The 21769-nt window shown below is 70.4% G+C and carries 18 protein-coding genes; 8 read left to right on the top strand and 10 right to left on the bottom strand.

Features of this window, described 5'->3' with window-relative positions; genetic code table 11:
- Window positions 1–245: 245 nt before the first annotated feature.
- Window positions 246–587, bottom strand: a complete 342-nt coding sequence (locus tag Aph01nite_RS34185) for a hypothetical protein (protein WP_204045186.1) — start codon at window positions 585–587, stop codon at window positions 246–248.
- 213 nt (window positions 588–800) lie between these two features.
- Here Aph01nite_RS34185 and Aph01nite_RS34180 point away from each other — a divergent pair, with 213 nt between their 5' ends.
- Entirely contained in the window at window positions 801–1409 is a 609-nt protein-coding gene (locus Aph01nite_RS34180) for a DUF1707 and DUF4870 domain-containing protein (RefSeq protein ID WP_204045185.1), read from the top strand.
- A gap of 119 nt (window positions 1410–1528) precedes the next feature.
- Here Aph01nite_RS34180 and Aph01nite_RS34175 read toward each other — a convergent pair whose 3' ends face one another.
- The 5 genes from Aph01nite_RS34175 to Aph01nite_RS34155 all read right to left on the bottom strand — a co-directional run bounded on the left by Aph01nite_RS34175 (window position 1529) and on the right by Aph01nite_RS34155 (window position 6769).
- Window positions 1529–2074, bottom strand: a complete 546-nt coding sequence (locus Aph01nite_RS34175) for a septal ring lytic transglycosylase RlpA family protein (RefSeq protein ID WP_239162192.1) — start codon at window positions 2072–2074, stop codon at window positions 1529–1531.
- Between the two features lie 293 nt (window positions 2075–2367).
- On the bottom strand, window positions 2368–3885 hold the full coding sequence (locus tag Aph01nite_RS34170; protein WP_204045183.1) for an ATP-dependent DNA ligase: 1518 nt from the start codon (window positions 3883–3885) through the stop codon (window positions 2368–2370).
- 131 nt (window positions 3886–4016) lie between these two features.
- Window positions 4017–4391 (bottom strand): FKBP-type peptidyl-prolyl cis-trans isomerase, encoded by a 375-nt coding sequence (locus Aph01nite_RS34165; protein ID WP_204045182.1) that lies wholly within the window; start codon window positions 4389–4391, stop codon window positions 4017–4019.
- Window positions 4392–4627: 236 nt separating this feature from the next.
- Window positions 4628–5269, bottom strand: coding sequence for a YflT domain-containing protein (locus Aph01nite_RS34160; RefSeq protein WP_204045181.1), 642 nt, complete (start codon window positions 5267–5269; stop codon window positions 4628–4630).
- A 60-nt stretch (window positions 5270–5329) separates the two neighbouring features.
- Complete coding sequence (locus tag Aph01nite_RS34155) at window positions 5330–6769, bottom strand: GuaB1 family IMP dehydrogenase-related protein (RefSeq protein ID WP_204045180.1); 1440 nt, start codon at window positions 6767–6769, stop codon at window positions 5330–5332.
- Between the two features lie 75 nt (window positions 6770–6844).
- On the opposite strand from Aph01nite_RS34155, the gene Aph01nite_RS34150 reads away from it, so the two are divergent.
- Complete coding sequence (locus Aph01nite_RS34150; protein ID WP_204045179.1) at window positions 6845–7351, top strand: GyrI-like domain-containing protein; 507 nt, start codon at window positions 6845–6847, stop codon at window positions 7349–7351.
- Here the strand turns inward: Aph01nite_RS34150 and Aph01nite_RS34145 are convergent.
- Window positions 7327–7980, bottom strand: coding sequence for a nitroreductase family protein (locus Aph01nite_RS34145; protein ID WP_204045178.1), 654 nt, complete (start codon window positions 7978–7980; stop codon window positions 7327–7329). The two genes, Aph01nite_RS34150 and Aph01nite_RS34145, sit on opposite strands and share 25 nt — an antisense overlap.
- A complete protein-coding gene (locus Aph01nite_RS34140; protein ID WP_204045177.1) occupies window positions 7980–9089 on the bottom strand; it encodes a CaiB/BaiF CoA transferase family protein in 1110 nt (369 codons plus the stop codon). The genes Aph01nite_RS34145 and Aph01nite_RS34140 overlap by 1 nt, the downstream gene beginning before the upstream one ends.
- 124 nt (window positions 9090–9213) lie before the next feature.
- Here Aph01nite_RS34140 and Aph01nite_RS34135 point away from each other — a divergent pair, with 124 nt between their 5' ends.
- The 4 genes from Aph01nite_RS34135 to Aph01nite_RS34120 all read left to right on the top strand — a co-directional run bounded on the left by Aph01nite_RS34135 (window position 9214) and on the right by Aph01nite_RS34120 (window position 14438).
- Entirely contained in the window at window positions 9214–10674 is a 1461-nt protein-coding gene (locus Aph01nite_RS34135) for a serine/threonine-protein kinase (protein ID WP_204045176.1), read from the top strand.
- Window positions 10671–11651, top strand: a complete 981-nt coding sequence (locus Aph01nite_RS34130; RefSeq protein WP_204045175.1) for an NAD(P)-dependent oxidoreductase — start codon at window positions 10671–10673, stop codon at window positions 11649–11651. Before Aph01nite_RS34135 ends, Aph01nite_RS34130 begins: the two co-directional genes overlap by 4 nt.
- 152 nt (window positions 11652–11803) lie before the next feature.
- Complete coding sequence (locus Aph01nite_RS34125; RefSeq protein ID WP_239162191.1) at window positions 11804–13174, top strand: FAD-binding oxidoreductase; 1371 nt, start codon at window positions 11804–11806, stop codon at window positions 13172–13174.
- Between the two features lie 4 nt (window positions 13175–13178).
- Complete coding sequence (locus Aph01nite_RS34120; RefSeq protein WP_204045174.1) at window positions 13179–14438, top strand: class I SAM-dependent methyltransferase; 1260 nt, start codon at window positions 13179–13181, stop codon at window positions 14436–14438.
- An 87-nt stretch (window positions 14439–14525) separates the two neighbouring features.
- Here the strand turns inward: Aph01nite_RS34120 and Aph01nite_RS42825 are convergent, their stop codons facing one another.
- Both Aph01nite_RS42825 and Aph01nite_RS34110 read right to left on the bottom strand, forming a co-directional pair.
- A complete protein-coding gene (locus Aph01nite_RS42825; RefSeq protein ID WP_204045173.1) occupies window positions 14526–17249 on the bottom strand; it encodes a PQQ-dependent sugar dehydrogenase in 2724 nt (907 codons plus the stop codon).
- A 92-nt stretch (window positions 17250–17341) separates the two neighbouring features.
- Window positions 17342–18865 (bottom strand): long-chain-fatty-acid--CoA ligase, encoded by a 1524-nt coding sequence (locus Aph01nite_RS34110; protein WP_204045172.1) that lies wholly within the window; start codon window positions 18863–18865, stop codon window positions 17342–17344.
- Between the two features lie 91 nt (window positions 18866–18956).
- Between Aph01nite_RS34110 and Aph01nite_RS34105 the strand changes: the two genes are divergently transcribed.
- Complete coding sequence (locus Aph01nite_RS34105; protein ID WP_204045171.1) at window positions 18957–20501, top strand: GMC family oxidoreductase; 1545 nt, start codon at window positions 18957–18959, stop codon at window positions 20499–20501.
- Window positions 20498–21766: a cytochrome P450 gene (locus Aph01nite_RS34100; RefSeq protein WP_204045170.1), complete on the top strand. Its 1269-nt coding sequence runs from the start codon at window positions 20498–20500 to the stop codon at window positions 21764–21766. The genes Aph01nite_RS34105 and Aph01nite_RS34100 overlap by 4 nt, the downstream gene beginning before the upstream one ends.
- The last annotated feature ends 3 nt before the right edge of the window (window positions 21767–21769 follow it).

Genomic DNA, 21769 nt, shown 5'->3' with positions numbered 1-21769 from the left:
TGGACGTGACGCGAGCCGGCCGTCCTTCGTTCGAGAGCACGTGACGCCAGCCGACTGCCCTTCGTATGCGAGGACGTGACACGGCCTGACCGTCGTTCGTTGCGAGGACGGGACGCGGTCGACCGTCCTTCCGGTTCTGGGATGGGACCGATCGACTGAGTCCTCGGTGGGGCGCGGTTGAGGTGGCTGTGGCGTTGAGTGCTGAACCTGTGGCCGGGAGGGCGGGAAATGTAACCCCGGGGGAGTTAGTCGGATTCGGCTTGGCGGCGGCGTTCGTTGTACGCGCGCATGCGGGCCGGGTACCCCGTGAGTTGCACGTCGTAAACCGGAAGGGCCAGGTCGCGGGCGACCTTTTTGATGACCGCGGGGGAGCCGACCCGGCGGCGGGTCCATTCGCCGTCGTGCGCGATGGCGACGGCGGTGGTGTCAGTCGCGAAGGTTTCCGGCTCGACGTAGAACTCGACGCCTCTTCGCGACTTGGCGAACTCGATCAGGGCCTCGATGTCCTGATCTGTCGCCTCTCGGTCGAATTTGGCGACCTTGGGGCCGCGATTGCGCCTAAGGCCGTAGCGGTCACGCCATCTCATACCCCTTATATACCGGGCCTGAGGCCGCAGCGGTGACAATGAGGGCGCTCCCGGGGTTCGCTGGGGGACATCCCCGATGGACCGTGGCCATGGCTCGATCGAATATGGGAAGTGAGATTGCCACGTCACCTCGGTCGCGAGGCAGACTCGAAGTAACCTGTGGCCGCGCGTCCCTCGTGCGGCAGCTCGTATCGACGGAAGGTAAGGCTTTCGATGCCGGCGGCAGCGACACCACCGTGGCCGGGCGGGGCGCCCGCGCCGCACCCCCAGCTCCGGGTGACGAACGATGATCGAGACCAGGTGGTCGAGCACGTCAAGGTCGCGTACGCGGAGGGGCGCCTCGACAAGGACGAGATGGACGAGCGCCTCCACCTCGCCATGACGGCCAGAACCCACGCCGACCTCATGCCGATCATGACGGACCTGTACGGCTCCCGCCCCCCGTTCATCCCACCCCCGCCACCCCTGCAGCGCATGGCCTCCCCCGTCATGCCCCAGCCCCTGGCCCGGGACTCGACGGACCGCGTGGTGGCCTCGGCCGCCCACCTGATCAGCCTGACCGGCCTGTTCATCGTCGGCCCTCTGATCATGCTCCTCACGGCCGGCAAAACCTCGCCGTACGTGCGGAAGCATGCCGTGGAGTCGCTGAACTTCCACCTGACCGTGCTCGGGGCGAGCATCCTGCTCCCGATCACCGTCGTCGGCCTGATCCTGGTTCCGTTCGTCTGGGTCGCGGGCATCGTGCTCGCCATCGTCGGCGGCATCTCGGCCCTGTCCGACAGCGAGTTCCGCTACCCCTTCACTCTCCGCCTGATCAAGTGACCGCTACCGCCCAGCCCCCCGGGCGGTAGCGACCGACACTCAGAACCCGATCCCGCACGAGCCGCTGTCTCGAACCGCTGTCTCGAACTGCTGTCGGGCGTGACGGCGGACGAGCAGCGCTAGCCGAGCACCTCGTAGTGCACGCGCATCATGCCCTTCTTCAGGTCGCCGATGGCGTTGAAGGCCGCCCGCGAAAGATCCAGGCACAGGTTGCCTTGCCAGGGCCCCCGGTCGTTGATCCGGACGACCACCGAGTCGCCGCTGGCCGGGTTGATCACCCTGATCTTGCTGTTCATCGGGAGTGAGCGGTGGGCGGCGGTCAGCGCGTCCGGGTTGAAACGCTCGCCGCTCGCGGTGTTCTGCTCCTCGTCGTAGTAGGCCGCCCCGCACTTGCCCGTCGAGATCACCTTGAGGCTCGGCGCCTCCGCGGCCGCGTGGTTCGGGGTCGGAGTCACCGTGCTCGGCGTGGGCGTGGCGGCGGGACTCGCCTCGGACGGCTTTGCGTCGGACGCCGCCACCGGCCTGCCCGCCGTCGGTACGGCCGAAGGCGTCGCGGCAGGCAGTTCACGGGCCACCGGGACAGGACCGAGCTCCGGATCCCTGGTCAACGACCATCCCGTCACACTGGCGGCGGCGAGACCGCCGGTGGCGATCACGGCGATCACGATTCGACGCGCGACAGAACTCGTAGGGGCGGAATGCTGGCCCAAGGGAACCACGGTCCTTGATCGGGGGCAGAAACTGACGCCAGGAAATGCCTGTGACACAATCCGGTCACACAGAGCAATAGGCAACATATGCGACAAATCGCCCATATGGGTATTCGTGTGGCTCATCTCACAGCTAACGGGAGCCTAGGCAGCCCGTCACGCGTCTGACCGCCGCTTATAACGAAAGCGCATAGATCGCCAAGTCACCCCGAGAGCGCAAACCTGGAGAATCCCGGGCAAGCTGACCTCTAAAGAGGCAGGAGGGATCGCACGCTGGCGATCGTGTCCGCTTCCTCCGCGCGCTTGTCCGGCCGATACCGCAGCACCCGCGCGAACCGCAGCGCCATCCCGCCCGGATACCGCGTCGACCGCTGCACCCCGTCGAACGCGATCTCCACCACCATCTCCGGCTTCACGGTGACCGTCCACCCGTCCGTCGGCCCGTCCGCGAGCCGCAGGAACTGCTCGGTCTGCCACGCGAGCAGCTCATCGGTCAGACCCTTGAAGGTCTTCCCGAGCATGACGTATCCGCCCGTCTCCGGATCAAGCGCGCCCAGGTGGAGATTGGACAGCTTGCCCTCCCGCCGTCCATGCCCCCATTCGACCGCCAGCACCACCAGATCCAGCGTGTGCCGGGGCTTGACCTTGATCCACCCGGCGCCCCGCCGTCCCGCCGCGTACGCCGTCTGGGGGGCCTTCACGACCACCCCTTCGTGCCCCCGCCGTACCGCGTCGGAGAAGAACGCCTCGCCCTCCTCCGGATCGGCGGTCACCAGCCGGGGCGCGATCAACTCCGCCGGTACGGCTCCCGCCAGCGCCGCATGCCGCTCCGCGTCGGGCAGATCCAGCAGGTCCACCCCGTCCACCCGGAGCGCGTCGAAGAAGAACACGCTCAGCGGCACCTCCCGGGGCCCGACCTTCGTCGCCACCCGGGCCGCCGTCACCTGGAACGGCTCGGGACTCCCGTCCGGCCGCAGCGCGATGACCTCCCCGTCCAGCACCACGTCCGTACGCTCCAGCCCGAGCATGGCCGTGACGAGTTCGGGCACCTGCGCGGTGATGTCGTCCAGGGTCCGGGTGAACACGCCGACCTGGTCGCCCGACCGGTGCGCCTGCACGCGTACGCCGTCGAGCTTCCACTCCACGGCGGCCTCTCCGCCGATCTTCTCCAGCGCGGCGGTGACCGTCGGGGCGCTCTGCGCCAGCATCGGCGCGACCGGCCGGCCGACCTCCAGGTGGAAGCCGCGCAACGCCTCGACGCCGCCGGAGAGCGCCGCCGCCCCCACGGCGGGGAGCCAGCCGCGCATCATGAGCGCCCGCCGTACCTCGGGGGAGGGGACGTCGGCCGCCTTGGCGATGGCTTCGATCATCACGCCGTCGAGGGCGCCCTGCCGGAGTTCACCGGTCAGCAAACGGCCGAGGAAGGTTTGCTCGGGCCGGGTGGCCGCGCCGAACAGCTCGGCGACCAGCTGCTTGCGCGCCGCCTGGGAACCCTGGCCGGACTGGGCCTTGATGCGTTCGAGCAGCGCGTCGATCTGGGTGAGGGTGGCGGTGGCCGCGAGCCGGGGCTCCGGCAGGTCCTGCAGCGAGCGCCAGCCCACGCCGATCTGCCGCTGCGGCAGCTCCCCCGACAGGTACGCGATGGCGATCTCGGCCTCGTCCGGTCCCACCCTGCCCAGTAGCTCGGCCAGATGTCTGATCTTGGCCAGCCGGGCCGACTCGGCGGCCACGGCGGCGGAGGTCCGGGCAAGATCGATCAGCAACACACGGTAATCCTGCCCTAGTCCGTTGTAATGCCGCCAGAGTGGCCACGCCCGCCACCACCTAATCCACCACCGAATCCACCACCGAATCCGCAGCCCCCGGTGTCGTGGCCGGGGGCTGGCGGGATGGTGGATCAGCCGACGTCGAGCAGGTCGACCACGAAGATGAGGGTCTCGCCGGGCTTGATCACGCGACCGGCGCCGCGGTTGCCGTACCCGAGGTGCGGGGGGATGGTGAGGCGGCGGCGACCGCCGACCTTCATGCCCGCGACGCCCTGGTCCCAGCCCGCGATGACCTGGCCGCCGCCCAGCGGGAACTGGAAGGCCTGGCCGCGGTTCCAGGACGCGTCGAACTCCTCGCCGGTCGAGAACGCGACGCCGACATAATGCACACTCACGGTCTGCCCGGGCTTGGCCTCGGCGCCGTCGCCCTCGACCAGGTCGACGATCTCCAGGTCGGAGGGCGGGTTGCCCTCGGGGAAGTCGATCTCGGGCTTTTCGAGTGCCACGTGGGTCTCCTTGTTTCAAGCGCGCCGCTCGGTCGCCGGACGGCGATGCCGCCGGCGTCCGGCATAGGTGGCGCGCCCCCCGTGCCGGCGGCCGGCCGCGTTCCGGCCGGACCTGCCGACTCTACCGGGAGTACGCGGACCATCGGCGGCTTCCCCCACGCCGAGACCGCACGGGTCGTCGACGGCCCGCACATCGATGTCGATCGGAGTGCCGTCGCGCACGGGTCAGGCTTGGGTCACTTGCGCCCGCCGCGGCCTTTCGGGCTGTCCTCGGTGAGGAGGTCGTCCATGAGGGCGCGGTCGTGCTCCGTCGTGTCGCCGTCGCTGCTGGCGGGCGGCGCCGGGGGAGCGGGGGCCGGAGCGGCCGGGGGACGGTCGACGACGACGGTGTCGGCGGGGGCGAGACCGCCCTGGAGGACCGTCCGGGCCTGTTCGATCATGGACGTGGCGACCAGGACGTCGTAGCGGCCGGCCACGATCAGGCTGCGGGAGGTGAAGTCGCGGGTGCCGCCCTGGAAGGCGTGGGAGGTGGCGCCGAAGGCCGCGCCGGCGATGGCCCCCCACAGGATGGACCAGAGCACCAGGGCGATGAAGGAGGTGCTCGTCGTGGTGAAGAGTCCCAGGAACAGGCCGACGACCAGGCCGAACATGGCGCCGCTGCCGGCCCCTCTGAGCGCGGCGCGGGGGGTGGTCATGCGGCCGGTGACGTTCTCCTCCAGGCGCAGGTCGCTGCCCACGATGGCGACGTGCTCGACGGGGAAGCCCGCGTCGGAGAGGGTGTCCACGACGCCCTGCGCCGCGGTGTAGTTGTTGTAGCTGACCAGCAGGCGGCGGTCCGCCGTCAGGTCGGAGTCCTCGGTGGTCCGGGTCTGATACATGCTCGCCTCTGCGTTGGCGGGGAAATGGGCGATCCCACTACCCCGCCGACGCGGCTTGAATCACCAGCTCTGGTGCAGCGGCATGCCCTCCGTGTACCCGGAGGCGCTCTGCACGCCCACGACCGCCCGCTCGTGGAGCTCCTCCAGGCTGGCCGCCCCCGCGTAGGTGCAGGAGGAGCGCAGACCGGCCACGATCTCGTCGATCTGGTCCTCCACGGACGGCCGGACCGGGTCCAGGTACATCCGGGAGGTCGAGATGCCCTCCTCGAACAGGGCCTTGCGGGCGCGCTCGAACGGGCTGTCCTCGGCCGTGCGCAGCCGTACGGCCCTGGCCGAGGCCATGCCGAAGTTCTCCTTGTACTTGCGCCCGTCCGCGGCCGTCCGGGTGTCGCCCGGCGACTCGTACGTCCCGGCGAACCAGGAGCCGATCATCACGTTGGAGGCCCCGGCGGCCAGGGCGAGGGCGACGTCACGCGGATGCCGTACGCCGCCGTCGGCCCAGATGTGGCGGTTGAGGCGGCGGGCCTCGGCGGCGCATTCGAGCACGGCGGAGAACTGGGGACGCCCGACGCCGGTCATCATCCGGGTGGTGCACATCGCGCCGGGCCCGACGCCCACCTTCACGATGTCGGCCCCGGCCTCCACCAGGTCCCGTACGCCGCCCGCGGTCACCACGTTGCCCGCCACGATCGGCACGTCCGGCGAGAGGGCCCGCACCGCCACGAGCGCGGCCAGCATCTTCTCCTGGTGCCCGTGCGCGGTGTCCACCACGAGCGCGTCGGCGCCCGCGTCGAGCAGCTCCTTCGCCTTGGCGGCCACGTCGCCGTTGATCCCCACGGCCGCCGCGACCCGCAGCCTGCCGGAGGAGTCCGTGGCCGGCTGGTAGAGCGTGGCCCGCAGCGCGCCGGTCCTGGTGAGGATGCCGACCAGGCGGCCGTCCCCGTCCACCACCGGCGCGAGCCGGTGCCGGCCCTCGTGCAGGGCCTCGAACGCGGCCTGCGGGTCGACGCCCTGCGGCAGCGTCTGCGGCGACCCGGTCATGACCTGCGAGAGCTGGGTGAACATGTCCACGCCCTGGCAGTCGGCCTCGGTCACCACGCCGATCGGCCGGTTGTCCCAGTCGACCACGATGACGGCGCCGTGCGCCCGCTTCGGCAGCAGGTTGAGCGCCTCCCCGACGGTGTCGTGCGGGGTGAGCGTGATCGGGGTGTCATGGATGAGGTCGCGCCCCTTGACCCACTCGATGACGTCCGCCACGACGTCGAAGGGGATGTCCTGGGGGATCACGGTGAGCCCGCCGCGCCTGGCCACGGTCTCCGCCATCCGGCGGCCGGCCACCGCGGTCATGTTGGCCACCACCACCGGGATCGTGGTGCCCGTGCCGTCCCGGGAGGACAGGTCCACGGTGAGCCTCGACCCGATGTCCGACCTGGAGGGGACCATGAACACGTCGCTGTAGGTCAGGTCGTACGGCGGGGTTATGTCATTGAGAAATCGCACGTTATCAACATTCCCTGCCTTCCAGCACGGTATGTAAGGATGTCGCCGATCAGTTCAGTCGAAGGGGGACGATCTGTGATCATTGTTGAGCGGCCCGAGCTGCTCGTCGTCGGCCACGTCGTGCGGACCACGAACGCGGCCGAGGCCGACCCGGCGCGCGCGCAACTGCCGGGGCTCTGGGCCCGCGCGGGCGCGCCCGGCGCCTTCGCGCACGTCCCCGGACGTTCCGACGAGAACCTCTACGCGGTGCTCACCGACTACGAGAGCGACCACAACGGCGCGTACACCCAGATCGTCGGCGTCGCCGTGCACACCGCCACCCGGCTGCCGGAGGGCATGGTCGCGGTCCGCGTGCCGGGCCTGCCCTGCATGCACCTGGAGGTGCGCGGCCCGCTGCCGCAGACGCTCGTCGAGGCCTGGCAGTACCTCTGGAAGCACACCGAGTCGGGCGCGTCCCCGGCCCGCGCCTTCACCACCGACCTGGAGGTCCACCACCCGGGCGGCGCGGACCTCTACGTCGCCGTCCTGCCCTCCTACACCGAGTACACCGAGGCGCCCTACTCCGAGGCGCCGGCCTCGTAGTTCCACAGCGGCTCGGGGATCTCGAAGCCCACCGGCTCACCCCACCGGTTGCGGAAGCTCACCTCGTGGACCGGACGCCGCGGCGCGACCCCCCAGCGGCCGGTCGGGTAGCCGAAGGTCACGGTGCACGCCATCGTCCAGCCCTTGCCCTCGGGCACGCCCAGGATGCGCATCGCCTCCTCGCCGTGGAACAGCCCGAGCACGGTGGTCAGCGCGCTGCCGACCCCGAAGGCGCGGGCGGCCAGCTGCGCGCTCCAGACCGACGGGAAGATCGACCCTCCGGACGGGTCGTTGCGCGTGAACGCGAAGAGCATCAGCGGGTACGCCTCGAAATGGTCCGCGAGATGCTGCGCCGACCTGAGCACGCTCTGCGCCCGCGCGTCCCCCTTCTCCCGCATCGGCTTGTAGTGCGTGTCGAACAGCACCCCGAGCGCCTGCCGGTACAGCGGCCCGAGCTCCGCCTTCACCGCCGGATCGTCCAGCAGCAGGAACCGCCAGCTCTGGGTGTTGCCGCCACTCGGCCCGCGTACGGCCGCGTCCAGGATGCGCTCCTGGACCTCGGCCGGGATCGGGTCCGGTTTGACGCGGCGCATGGCCCGGGTGGTGTACAGCGCTTCGAAGACGTCCATCAGGCGAGAACTCCCTGGTCGCGGAGGGTTTTTGCGGTTGCTTCGTCCAGCCCCCAGGACGTCAGGTCGTCCAGGCGGGTCGCGGGCGCGAGGTCGCCGCGGGACGCGCCGAGCAGGCGGGGGGCGGGCGCCGGCTGGGTCGCGCCGTCGATCTCGACGAACATGCCCCGGGCGCGGTTGTGCGGGTGGTCCGGGGCTTCGGCCAGGTCCAGTACGGGCGTGACGCACGCGTCCGACCCCGCGAAGACGGTCTCCCAGTCCTGCCGGGTCCGGGACTTGAAGGCGGCGGTCAGGCGTTCCCTGATGGCCGGCCAGTTGGCCCGGTCGTCCCGGTCCGGCAGGTCGGTGAGGCCCATCAGGCGGAGCATCTCGGCCCAGAACTGCGGTTCCAGCGAGCCCACGGCGACGTGTCTGCCGTCGGCCGTCTCGTACGTGTCGTACATGGGGGCGCCGGAGTCCAGCAGGTTGGTGCCGCGTTCGCCCCACCAGCCGGTCTGGGCGGCCTGGAAGAACATCGAGAAGAGCAGGGCGGCGCCGTCCACCATGGCGGCGTCGATCACCCTGCCCCGGCCGGTGCGCCCGCGTTCGATGAGGGCGAGCAGCACGCCGTACGCGAGCATGAGGCCGCCGCCGGCGAAGTCGCCGAGGATGTTGATCGGCGGGGTGGGCTTCTCCCCGGCCCGGCCCAGCGTGGAGAGCACGCCGGAGAGGGCGATGTAGTCGATGTCGTGGCCCGCGGTGGGGGCCAGCGGGCCGTCCTGGCCCCAGCCGGTCATCCGGCCGTAGATCAGGCGCTCGTTCACGGCCAGCAGGTCGTCGGGGCCGATGCCCAGGCGTTCGGCGACGCCCGGCCGGAACACCTCGATGACCACGTCCGCGGTGGCGGCCAGCTGTTTGAGGGCCGCCACCCCGGCGGGGGACTTCAGGTCCAGGCCGATCGACCGTTTGCCCCGGTCCATCACGTCGCGGCGTGGCACGTCGGTGACCGCCTTGACCCGGTCCACCCGGAGCACCTCCGCGCCGTGGTCGGCCAGCATCATGCCCGCGAACGGCCCGGGGGCCAGCCCGGCCAGTTCCAGCACGCGAATCCCGGCCAGCGGTCCGCTCATTCCCGGCTCCCTCGGTCAGGCGACAGTACCTAGAACAATATTCGGAACCGGCGCGCGTGGCACCGCCTGGGGGTGGTCGGTATGGGAGAATTGGCGCTCTTTAGGTTCGCTCAAGGGGGCCACGATGGAGGGGGAGCGCCTGGTCGCGCGGCGCTACCAGCTCAAGCGCAAGCTGGGCCAGGGCGCCATGGGCGTGGTGTGGGAGGGTCACGACACGCTGCTGGACCGGCCGGTCGCGGTCAAGGAGGTCCTGCTGCCGCTCGGGCTGCCGGTCCATGAGCTGGAACGCCAGCTGCTGCGGACCGGCCGGGAGGCCAGGACCGCCGCCCGCCTCAGCCACCGCAACATCGTCGCGATCTACGACGTGGTGGAGGAGGACGGCCGCCCGTGGATCGTGATGGAGTTGATCGCCGCGCCCTCGCTGGAGCAGCTGGTCCGGGAGCAGGGTTCGATGCCGGTGCGGGAGGTGGCCGCGATCGGCAGGCAGATCCTCGCCGCCCTGGACACCGCGCACGCGGCCGGCGTGCTGCACCGCGACGTCAAGCCGGCCAACATCCTGGTCACGCCGGAGGGGCGGGCGGTGCTCACCGACTTCGGCGTCGCCACCGCCGAGGCCGACCCTGAGCTGCCCGTGGTCGGCACGCTGACCGGCTCGCCCGCGTTCATCGCGCCCGAGCGGGCCGAGGGCCGCGATTTCGGGCCGCCCTCCGACCTGTGGTCGCTCGGCGCCACCCTGTACGCGGCCGTGCTCGGCAAGTCGCCCTTCGACCGGGGCACCATGATCGCTACCGTGGCGGCGGTGATCACCGAGGAACCCGACTTCGGCCGCCTCCACCCCGCCCTGCACCCGGCCCTGTCGGCGCTGCTCAGACGTGATCCCGCCGAGCGGGCCACGGCGGCGGAGGCCGAGCGCCTGTTGGCCCCGGTCGAGGGCGAACCGGCCAAGGAGCGCGGCCGTCGGCGGCGGGGCCGTACCTGGCTGATCGCGGTGGCGGCGGTGGCGGCGGTGGCGCTCAGCGGGACCGCGGCCTGGTCGATGATGTCGCTCAACGGGCCCGCGCTGCCGATGGCCACCGCCTCGCCGTCGCCGTCCCCCAGCCCGACCCCGTCCCCCACCCCCACCTCGGTCTTCAAGCGGTACGTCTCCCCGGCCGGCTGGACGATCGGCTACCCCCGCGCCTGGACCGGCTCCCGCGCCGAGGGGTACACCGAATGGCTCAGCCGCGACGGCGCGAGCCACCTCGGCGTCGAGGAGGCCTCCGCGTACGCGCCCGCGCGCCAGATGATCACCGATGTGGAGGTCACCCGCTCCCGCGACCTGCGCGACTACCGTCGCCTGCGGACCGACCGCGTCTCCACCTCGTACGGCAGCGCCATCGAATGGGAGGCCGTCTTCACGGCGGGCGACACCCGGAGCCAGCCCTGGCTCACCTCCGGGGTGCGCTACCGGGAGCTGAACCGGCTGATCACGGTGGGCGCGAACGCCTACCTCCTGACCTGGACGTCCGAGCAGACGCGCTGGGCGAATCAGACTGTCGCGATGACCCGGGTTCTGGGGAGTTTCCGGCCTAGGGTGGGATCATGAAACCGTGGCACGTGCTCGCCCTTCCGCCGCTGCCCGAGGCCGCCGTGCGCGGCATGCTGGGCGGTCTCGGCGACCGGGTGGAGGTCTCCGTACCGGCCCGGCGGGACCGCGCCGCGCTGCTGGAGGCGCTCCCCGACGCCGAGATCGTGATCGGGGACTGGAGCGGCACGCTGGTCCTGGACGCGGAGGCCGTCCGGCACGCGCCCAAGCTGGCCTTCGCCCAGCAGCCCTCGGTGGGCGTGGACGGCCACGACCTGGAGGCCCTGGCCGCCGTCGGCGTCCCGCTCGCCAACACGGCGGGAGCCAACGCGCTGGGCGTGGCCGAATGGTGCGTGGCCGCGGCTTTCGCCCTGGTGCGCCGCCTGGTCCAGGGTGACGCGGCGACCCGCGCCGGGGGATGGCCGCAGCTGGACCTGCGCCCCGGCGAGCTGTCCTCGTGCCGGGTGGGCGTCCTCGGCCACGGCGCCATCGGCGCGCTCTGCACCCAGATGTTCAGCGGCCTGGGATGCCAGGTCTGCTACTGGTCCCGCACCCCCAAACCCGACGCCCACGCGCCCTACCGCGAACTGGACGAGCTGATCGAGACCAGCGACGTGCTGGTGGTCGTGCTCCCGCTGGCCGAGGAGACCCGCGGCCTGCTGGACGCCGCCAGGCTGGCCCGCATGCCGCAGGGGTCGTACCTGGTCAACGCGGCCAGGGGCGGCATCGTCGACGAGCGCGCCCTGCTGGACGCCCTCGCCTCCGGGCACCTGGCCGGAGCCGCCCTGGACGTGTACGCCACCGAGCCGCTGCCGCCCGGCGACCCGCTGCGCGAGAGCGACCGCGTGCTGCTCTCCCCGCACGTCGCCGGAGCCACCCAGCAGTCCACCGGCCGCCTGCTCCAGGCCGTGCTCGGCAATCTGGAGGCCGCCGTCACGGGCCGCCCGGTGGCCAACGTGGTCAACGGCGTGACCCCGGTGATCCGCCGCAGGGATTGAGGGTTCTCCCATGTGAGAGCGGGGAACAACCGTCAACGCACGCCCATCGACCCGACAGTTTTCTCGGGCTTAACGTGTGTAGTCTGGTCTGCGGTGTTTTAGGGGGATAGCGTTCCTCTAGGACGATCTCTACAATCCCTGGGGGTGGTGTCATGCCCGAGCGCACGACCAGTATGACCACCCATCGGAGAGCGGTGGAGCAGATCCGCGAGTCCTACGCGGCGATGCCCGAGGACGCGGCTCCGCGGCTGGCCAAGGCCACGACGAACCTGTTCCGCTTCCGTGAGCCCACCAAGACGGCCAAGCTCTCCGCCCGCGACCTCGACCAGGTCATCCACGTGGATCCGGTGACCCGCACCGCCGAGGTGCAGGGCATGACGACCTACGAGAACCTGGTCGACGCGACCCTGCCGCACGGGCTCATGCCGTTCGTGGTGCCGCAGCTGAAGACGATCACGCTGGGTGGCGCGGTCACCGGGCTCGGCATCGAGTCCAGCTCCTTCAAGGACGGCCTGCCGCACGAGTCGGTGGAGGAGCTGGAGATCCTCACCGGCGACGGCAGGATCGTGGTCGCCCGCGCCGACAACGAGTTCAGCGACCTGTTCAACGCCTTCCCGAACTCGTACGGCACGCTCGGCTACGCGCTCCGCATCAAGATCAAGCTGGCCCCCGTGCAGCCGTACGTGCGCCTCACGCACGTGCGGTTCACCGACGCCGACAAGTGCATGCTGGCCATGCAGGAGATCTGCGAGACCCGCGAGCACGACGGCGACCCGATCGACTTCATCGACGGCACGTACTTCGGGCCCGATGAGATGTACATCACGCTCGGCCGGTTCGCGGAGCGCGCGCCGTACGTGTCGGACTACACGGGGATGCGGATCTACTACCAGTCGATGCGGAACCGTACGCGCGACTGGCTCACCATCCGTGACTACCTGTGGCGCTGGGACACCGACTGGTTCTGGTGCTCGCGGGCCTTCGGCGTGCAGCAGCCCCTGGTGCGTTCCATCACGCCGCGCCGCTGGCTGCGCTCCGACGTCTACCGCAAGCTCGTCGGCCTCGACCAGCGGTACGGCATCACCGCCAGGATCGACCGCTGGCGGGACAACCCGGTCCACGAGTCGGTCATCCAGGACGTGGAGGTCCCGGTCGAGCGGGGCGCCGAGTTCCTGGACTTCTTTCACCGCCAGGTGGGCATGACGCCGCTCTGGATGTGCCCGCTGAAGTCCACGCGGGAGTGGAGCCTCTACCCGCTGGAGCCCGGCCGGCTGTACGTGAACTTCGGTTTCTGGGGGATGGTCGCGCTGCCGCGGGGGCAGCAGGACGGTTACTACAACCGCCTGATCGAGCACGCCGTGCACGAACTGGAGGGCCACAAGTCTCTCTATTCGAGCTCCTTCTATGCTCGAGAGGAGTTCTGGCGCTTCTACAACGGAGACGCCTACTGGCCGGTCAAGCGCGCGTACGACCCGGGTGGACGTCTGCTCGACCTGTATGAGAAATGTGTACGGGGAAGGTGATGGCATGAATCTTGCCGAGATCTTTGAACGGGTCGTCGGATCTGGGGCCGGCATCGAATTCGTCGCCTACGACGGCAGTAAGGCCGGTCCGTCCGGCGCGGACATCCGGCTAGAGGTGAAGTCGCCGCTCGCGGTCTCGTACCTGGCGCAGGCACCCGGCGAGCTGGGCATGGCCAGGGCGTACATCTCCGGCCACCTGGACGTGCACGGGGACATGTACACGCTGCTCGACCGGATGTGGTCACTGACGATCAACGACATCCCGCTGAGCGAGAAGATGGCCGCCATCCGGGCGCTCGGCGTGAAACCGCTGCTGACCCGGGTGCCGCTGCCCGCCCAGGAGGTCCGCCGTTCGGCGATGGCCCGGCTCGGCAGCCGGCACGCCAAACAGCGCGACGCCGAGGCGATCCACCACCACTACGACGTCTCCAACCGCTTCTACGAGTGGGTGCTCGGCCCGTCCATGGCGTACACGTGCGCCACGTACCCGGCCCAGGACGCCACGCTGGAAGAGGCCCAGCACACCAAGTTCGACCTGGTGGCCAAGAAGCTCGACCTCAAGCCCGGCACGCGCCTGCTGGACGTGGGCTGCGGCTGGGGCAGCATGGTCCGCCACGCCGCCCGCGAGTACGGGGTGAAGGCCCTCGGCGTCACCCTCAGCCGCCAGCAGGCCGAATGGGCGCAGAAGGCCATCGCCGAGGAGGGCCTCGGCGACCTCGCCGAAGTGCGCTTCCTCGACTACCGCGACGTCGCCGAGAACGACTTCGACGTCATCAGCTCCATCGGCCTCACCGAGCACATCGGCCGTGACCAGCTCTCCTCCTACTTCTCCTTCCTGTACGGCAAGCTCAAGCCCGGCGGCCGGCTGCTCAACCACTGCATCACCCGCCCGACCGGCAAAGAGCGCACCATCAACAAGGGCGGCTTCATCAACCGCTACGTCTTCCCCGACGGCGAGCTGGAGTCGATCGGCACGATCGTCCGGGAGATGGAGGACCTCGGCTTCGAGATCCGCCACGAGGAGAACCTGCGCGAGCACTACGCGCTGACTCTGCGCGACTGGTGCCACAACCTGGACGACCACTGGGACGAGGCGATCCGCGAGGTCGGCCAGGGCACCGCCCGGGTGTGGCGCCTCTACATGGCCGGCTGCATCGTCGGCTTCGAGCGCAACAAGATCCAGCTCCACCAGGTCCTCGGCGTCCGCCTCGACGACGAAGGCCGCTCCCACGTCCCCCTCCGCCCCTCCCTCGACTGGCCCTGATCTTCGTCCGGTACGGCTCTCGCGTGAGTCGTCCCCGGAATACATGGAACGGCTCCCGCGCGATCTGCGCGGGAGCCGTTTCACTGTTTATCCGAGCGGGACGCGGAGCAGCTTGTCCCCTTCGCCGTTGGTGGTGCCGAGCCAGAGGGCGTCGGCGTCCGGGACCTTCTCGACGGCCCTGAGCCTGCCGTGCTCGCCCTGGAAGTAGGCGGACGCCTCGCCCGCCTCGGTGCCGTTCAGGGGGACTCGCCACAGGCGTTCGCCGCGCATCGCCGCCACGTACGCGGTGTCGCCGACGATGGCCAGGCCGCTGGGGGAGGCCATGGCGGGGGTCCAGGTCTTCTTCGGGTTGGTCATGCCCTCGGTGGCGCACTCGCCCTCACACGTGGGCCAGCCGTAGTTCTTGCCGGCCTCGATGAGGTTGAGTTCGTCCCAGGACATGTTGCCGAGTTCGCTGGACCAGAGGCGTCCGGCCGAGTCCCAGGCCAGGCCCTGCGGGTTGCGGTGGCCGAGCGAGTAGACGGGCGTGCCGGACGGGTTGCCGGGGGCGGCGGCGCCGTCCTTGGTGATGCGCAGGATCTTGCCGTTGAGCGAGGTGGGGTCCTGGGCCAGGCTGGGCTGCTGGGCGTCCCCGGTGGTGACGTACAGGAAGCCGTCCGGGCCGAAGCGGATCCGGCCGCCGTTGTGGAAGCGGTTCTTGCGGATGCCGGTCAGGACCGTGCGGTAGTCGCTGAGGGCGGTGCCGTCGAAGGCCATCCTGGCCACGCGGTTGCCCTCGGCGGCCGTGTGCATGACGTAGACGTCGCGGTCGGTGGTGCCGTTCCAGGTGGCGGGGACGGCGATGCCCATCAGGCCGCCCTCGCCGTCGGTGGTGACGGTCTCGGGGACCGTGCCCACCTCGGTGCGCTCACCGGCGGCCGTGACCTTGAAAACCTTGAAATCGTCCCGCTGGGTCACCAGCGACCAGTCTCCGGTGGGCGACCAGGCCACGTCCCACGGGATCGTCCAGCCCTCCGACAGCGTCGCCGCCTCCTGCGGCACGCCGCTCTCGGCGCAGGCCGCCGTCGTGAACTCCTGGGTGCCGCTCGGCTCCGACAGGTTTCCGGCCGCGTCCCGCGCCACCACATGCACGGTGTACGGCGTGGCGCAGGTCAGGCCGGAGACGGTCGCGCTGGTCGCGTCACCGGCGGTCGTGGCGAGCACGTTCTCCTCCGCGTCCCGGACCAGGTAGGCGGTCGGCTCCCCGGTGGACGCCTGCCAGGACAGGTCGACGGTGGTGGCCGTCACGTTGGCCTGGGTCAGCTCGGCCGGTGCGCTCGGCGCCTCGGTGTCGCCGGCCTCGGTGGTGGCGCACTCCACCATCGGGCTGCTGTCGGAGACGTTGCCCGCCGCGTCCCGCGCGACGACGGTGAACTGGTAGGTGGTCGCCGGGGTGAGACCGACGATCAGCACCGGGGGCGCGGGAGCGTTGGCGATCGTGGTGCTGCCGTCGAAGATGTCGTACCCGACGACCTCGACGTTGTCCGTGGAGACCGGCCAGTCGAGACCCAGCTGGTCGGATCCGATGTCCTGGCAGACGGGCTGACCGGGCGCGGTCGGAATCTCGGTGTCGTCCCCGGGCGGCGGGCACTCAGCCGGCGGCGTCTCACCTGGAGGGGTCTCACCTGGCGGGGTCTCGCCCGGCGGGGTCTCGCCCGGAGGAGTCTGGCCGGGAGGTGTTTCGCCCGGAGGTGTTACGCCGGGAGGCGTCACGCTGGGAGTCGTGTCGGTCGGCGGCGTTTCCGCGGGAGGAGTGGATGCCGGGGGAGTCGCGCCCGGAGGCGTCTCGGCCGGGGGAGTCTCAGCGGGGGGAGTCGCACCGGTGGGCGTCTCGGCGGGAGGAGTCACGCCCGGGGGCGTCTCGGCCGGGGGAGTGCTGCCGGGTGGTGTCGGGGCTGGAGGCGTACAGGGAGGGGGTTCGCACGGAGGAGCCGTGTTGGGCGGGGTCACGCTCGGCGTCGGGTCCACGGGCGGTGTCGCGCTTGGCGTCGGATCCGTTGGCGGTGTCAGAGCCGGATCGGTGCCGGCCGGAGGAGACGAAGGAACCGGAGGCGCGGTCTGCGCCGGTGCCGACCCGAGAAGCGAGGGAGTCTGCGACTCCACCGGCGGCGTCTCACCCGGAGGCGTCTCGGCGGGCGGTGTCTCGGCGGGCGGTGTTTCGGCTGGGGGTGTCTCAGCTGGCGGTGTTTCGGCCGGGGGAGTCACCGTCGGGCATTCCGTCGGAGGCGGTGTCTCGGACGGGGGAGGGGTTTCGGTGGGAGGCGGGGTTTCGGTCGGGGGAGTCGTCAGGGTACGGACTTCCAGGTGGTCGAGGTGCGGATTGCCGCGGCGGCCGGTCGCCGTGATGCGGATGGTGTTCTCACCCTGGACGAGGGCCGTCCGGAAGGACACCGTCCGCCAGAAGCGCCACCACCGGATCCCCGGGAAACGCTGGTCCTCGGCCACGGTCTGCCCGTTCACCGAGATGTCCGAGCGCGCGGATCGCCCGTTCGTGTTCGCGTACCTGATGAGGATTCTGGCTTCGCCGGCCGTCTCGGCCGTGACCGACCACTCGACGTAACTTCCGGCCCGGTTGGCTCCGTTGACGTAGCCGCGGCCGGTGAAGCCGCGGCGGGCCCTTTCGACCCGGCCCTGGACGATCGTGGCGGATTCCGCCTCGTACCTGGTGCCTCGCTGGAACGGTGTCGCTGCGCTGGCGTTCGCAGCCGGTGCGGCGGGGACCAAGAGCCCCGCTAAGAGCACTAACGCACCGGTGATCGCATGGCCTCGCATGGCGTGTCTCCCCGGGAACATCGGTTGCAGGCTGACCGTACCCGCGCCCCCTACCCCCTTTGTCCCCGGGGAACCGCATCAGGAAATTACGGTTACCGGAGCTCGCGCTTGAGGATCTTGCCGGTGGCGGTCATCGGCAGCTCGTCGCGGAACTCCACGATCCGGGGATATTTGTAGGCCGCCATCGCCTCCCGGCTCCAGGCGATCAGCTCCTCCTCGGTGACGGAGACGCCGGCCGTACGGATGATGTAGGCCTTGACCTCCTCGCCGTGGGAGTCGTGCGGCACCCCCACGACGGCGGCCAGCGAGACGGCCTCGTGGGTCATCAGGACCTCCTCGACCTCCCGCGGGTAGACGTTGAAGCCACCCCGGATGATCATGTCCTTGGCCCGGTCGATGATGAAGTAGTAGCCGTCCTCGTCGCGGCGGGCCACGTCGCCGGTCCGGAACCAGCCGTCCCGCATGACCTCGCCGGTGGCCTCCGGGCGGTTGTAGTAGCCCTTCATGACGTTATGGCCGCGGATGGCGATCTCACCCACGTCGTCCACCGTGCCCCAGTCGCTGTCGATCAGCTTCATCTCGACGCCCCAGACGGGCGTGCCGATCGAGCCGGGCTTGGCCACCTTGCCGAGCTGGTTGAAGGAGGCGACGGGCGAGGTCTCCGACAGGCCGTACCCCTCCATGATGGGGACGTTGAAGGTCTTCTCGAAGTCCTTGAGCACTTCGACCGGGAGCGCGGAGCCGCCGGCGATGGCGGTGGCGAGCGCGGTCGGCGTCTCGGAGCCGCCGCCGTGCAGGGTGGTGAGCAGCGCCCAGTACATGGTGGGCACGCCGGCGAACAGCGTGACCCCCTCGGCGTTCATTAATCGGAGCGCCTCGACGGGCTCGAACCGCGGCATCAGCACCAGCGTGGCGCGGCGGCGGAAGCCCGCGTTCATGATCACGGTCTGGCCGAAGGAGTGGAACAGCGGCAGCGCGCCCAGGTAGACGTCGTGCGGCTGGCGCGGGTACATCTCATCACTGATCATGGCGTTGACCAGCATGTTCTGGTGGCTCAGCTCGGCGCCCTTGGGCTGTCCCGTGGTGCCGCTGGTGTAGAGGATCACCGCGGTGTCGTCGGGCGCGGTCCGCGCGGACTCGAACGTGGTGGGCAGGCCGTCGAGCGCGGCCCAGAGGGACTCCCCGTAGGGCGACTCGGTGGCCAGCGGAGTCGCGGGCAGCACGAAGAAATGCTCGGCGGAGGACTCGTCGAACCCGGCCCGGCCGCGCTCGCCCAGCGGCAGCTCGGGCGTGCCCTCGAAGCAGAACAGCGCCTTCGCCTCGGAGTCCGCCAGATGGTAGGCGATCTCCCGGGACTGGAGCAGCACGTTCAGCGGCACCACGGTCGCGCCGGATTTCAGGATCCCGAAGTAGACGAACGGGAAGTACGGCAGGTTCGGGCAGGCGATCGCGACCCGGTCCCCCTTCCCGATGCCCCGCGAGACCAGCAGGTTCGCCACCTGGCAGGCCACGGAGTCGACGAACGAGTACGGCAGGCGGAGGTCGCCGAAGACCACGGCGGTGCGGTCCGGAGTCTCCCGGGCGCTGTCCTCCAGGACGATGGACAGATTGAGCATGCCCACATAGTTCCACCGCGGCATACCAACCGGTAGGTAACCAGAGGTTGCGAACTGGACGCATTACCGGAACCGGAGTAAGTACGGAGTTATGGAATTCGACTACGTGATCGTCGGGGCTGGGTCGGCGGGGTGTGTGCTCGCCGCGCGCTTGAGTGAGGACCCGAAGGTCAAGGTCGCGCTGATCGAGGCCGGTGGCAGCGACCGCAAGCTGGAGGTCCGCATGCCCGCGGGCTTCGCCAAGCTGTTCAAGACGCCGTACGACTGGAACTACGCCACCACCAAGCAGGCCGAGCTGTCCGGCAGGGAGCTGTACTGGCCGCGGGGGCGCATGCTCGGCGGGTCGTCGTCGATGAACGCGCAGATGTGGGTGCGGGGCACGGCGCTGGACTACGACCAGTGGGACCTGCCCGGGTGGAGCTACGACGAGGTCCTGCCGTACTTCCGGCGGGCGGAGCGCAGATCCGGCTCCAACCACGGCGACGTGTACGGCACCGACGGCGCGATCACGATCTCCGAGCTGCGCAGCCCCAACGTCATCACGGCCGCCTTCCTGGAGGCCTGCGAGGAGATCGGCCTGACCCGGCTGGCCGAGCTGAACGGCCGCTCCAACGAGGGCTACTGCGGCACCCCGGTCACCCAGCTGCGCGGCCACCGCCACAGCGCCGCCGACGCGTACCTGCGCCCGGCCATGAACCGGGGCAATCTCACCGTGCTGACCGCCGCCCAGGTGCGCAGGGTGCTGATCGAGGACGGCCGCGCGGTCGGCGTCGAGTACGGCGACGACCTGCGGGTCAGGGCCAGCCGGGAGGTCATCCTGTCGGCGGGCGCGATCGGCTCGCCGCAGCTGCTGATGCTCTCCGGCGTCGGCGACCCGGACGTGCTCGCCGCCGACCGGATCGACGTGGTGCGGGCGGCCCCGGAGGTCGGTGCGAACCTGATGGACCACCTGGTCACCGGCGCCTTCTTCGAGTGCCCCCGGCCGATCACGCTGAGCGGCGCGGAGTCGCTGCCCAACCTGCTGAACTTCCTGTTCCGGCGGCGCGGCATGCTCACCACCAACGTGGGGGAGGCGGTCGCGTTCATCCGTACCAGCCCGGAGGAGCCCGCGCCCGACATCGAGCTGATCTTCGCGCCGGGGCTGTTCGTGGACCACGGGCTGACCCCGCCGTCCGGGCACGGGATCACCGTGGGCGCCATCCTGCTCCAGCCGGAGAGCCGGGGGCGGATCACGTTACGCGACGGGCAGGCGGTGATCGACCCCGCGTACCTGACGGCCGAGGCCGACCTGCGCCGGCTGGTCGCCGGGCTGAAGGTGGTCAAGCGGATCGCCGGCACCAGCGCGCTCCGGCCGTACGCCGGGGGGCCGATGGATCCCTACTGGGGGCCGGAGAGCGACGAGGAGCTGGCCCGCTGGATCAGGGAACGCGCCGAGACGCTCTACCACCCGGCAGGCACCTGCCGGATGGGCGCGGACGAGGACTCGGTCGTCGACCCGGAGCTGCGGGTGCGCGGCGTGGCCGGGTTACGCGTGGTGGACGCGTCGGTCATGCCCACGCTCAACCGCGGGCACACCCACGCCCCCACCGTCATGATCGCGGAAAAGGCGGCAGACCTCCTCAAGGCGGCACCATGAGCACGACCACCGACATCGACCTCTCGTACATCCCCTTCTGGGCGCGCCCCCAGCAGGAGCGCGCGGACGCCTTCCGCCGCCTGCGCCAGCTGGACCGCCCGCTCTTCTGCCACGAGAACAAGGTCCCCTTCATCAAGCAGGGCGCCGGCTACTACGCCCTGGTACGGCACGCCGACGTCACCGAGGCCAGCCGCAGCGCCGGGATCTTCAGCAGCGAGCCCACCTCCAACAGCATCCCCGACATGCCGAACTGGCTGGCCGTCTACTTCGGCTCGATGATCAGCATGGACGACCCCCGGCACGCCCGGCTGCGCCGCATCGTCTCCCGCGCCTTCACCCCGCGCATCCTCGCCAAGATGGAGGAGGACCTGCAGCGCGCCGCCGCCGAGATCGTCGGCCGGGCCAGAGGCTCGGGCGACTTCGTGCAGGACGTCGCCGCCCGCCTGCCCGTCCAGGTCATCTGCGACATGATGGGCATCCCGCCCGACCGGCACGACGAGATCCTCCGCCACACCAACATCATCCTGGCCAACGCCGACGCCGAGTACGCCGGCATCCCCGTCGACTTCTCCCACCCTGAGGCCCCCTTCCAGCGGTGGCCGGTGGCCCGCGGCCTGCTCAAGCTGATCTCGGCCGGGCGGGCGCTCAGCGCGCTGGCCCGGCGGCTCGGGCGGGAGCGGCGCAAGAACCCGACCGGCGACCTGACCTCGCTGCTGGTCAACGGCGAGGAGCACCTGAGCTCGCAGGAGCTCGGCTCGTTCTTCATCCTGCTCGTGGTGGCCGGCAGCGAGACCACCAGGAACGCGATCACCCACGGGCTCAAGCTGCTCACCGACAACCCGGAGCAGCGGGAGCTGCTGCTCGGCGATTTCGAGCGGCACGTGCCCGGCGCGGTCGAGGAGGTCGTCAGGTACGCCACGCCCGTCATCCAGTTCCGCCGTACGCTGACCCGCGACCACACCATGAACGGCCAGGACTACCACGCGGGCGACAAGGTGCTGCTGTTCTACAACTCGGCCAACCGGGACGAGGCCGTGTTCACCGACCCGGACGTCTTCGACATCACCCGTACGCCGAACCCGCACGTCGGTTTCGGGGGTCCTGGCCCGCACTACTGCCTGGGCGCGCACCTGGCCCGGCGGGAGATCACCGTCATGTTCCGCGAGCTGTTCACCCGGCATCCCGGGATCCGTACCGTGGGCGAACCGGACTATCTGCTGTCCAACTTCGTCAACGGGATCAAGCACGTGGACTACACCTGGTGATCC

Source organism: Acrocarpospora phusangensis, from assembly GCF_016862995.1.
GTDB lineage: Bacteria > Actinomycetota > Actinomycetes > Streptosporangiales > Streptosporangiaceae > Acrocarpospora > Acrocarpospora phusangensis.
Note: the sequence above shows the minus strand (reverse complement) of the source record. Positions and strands in the feature narration are given on the sequence as shown.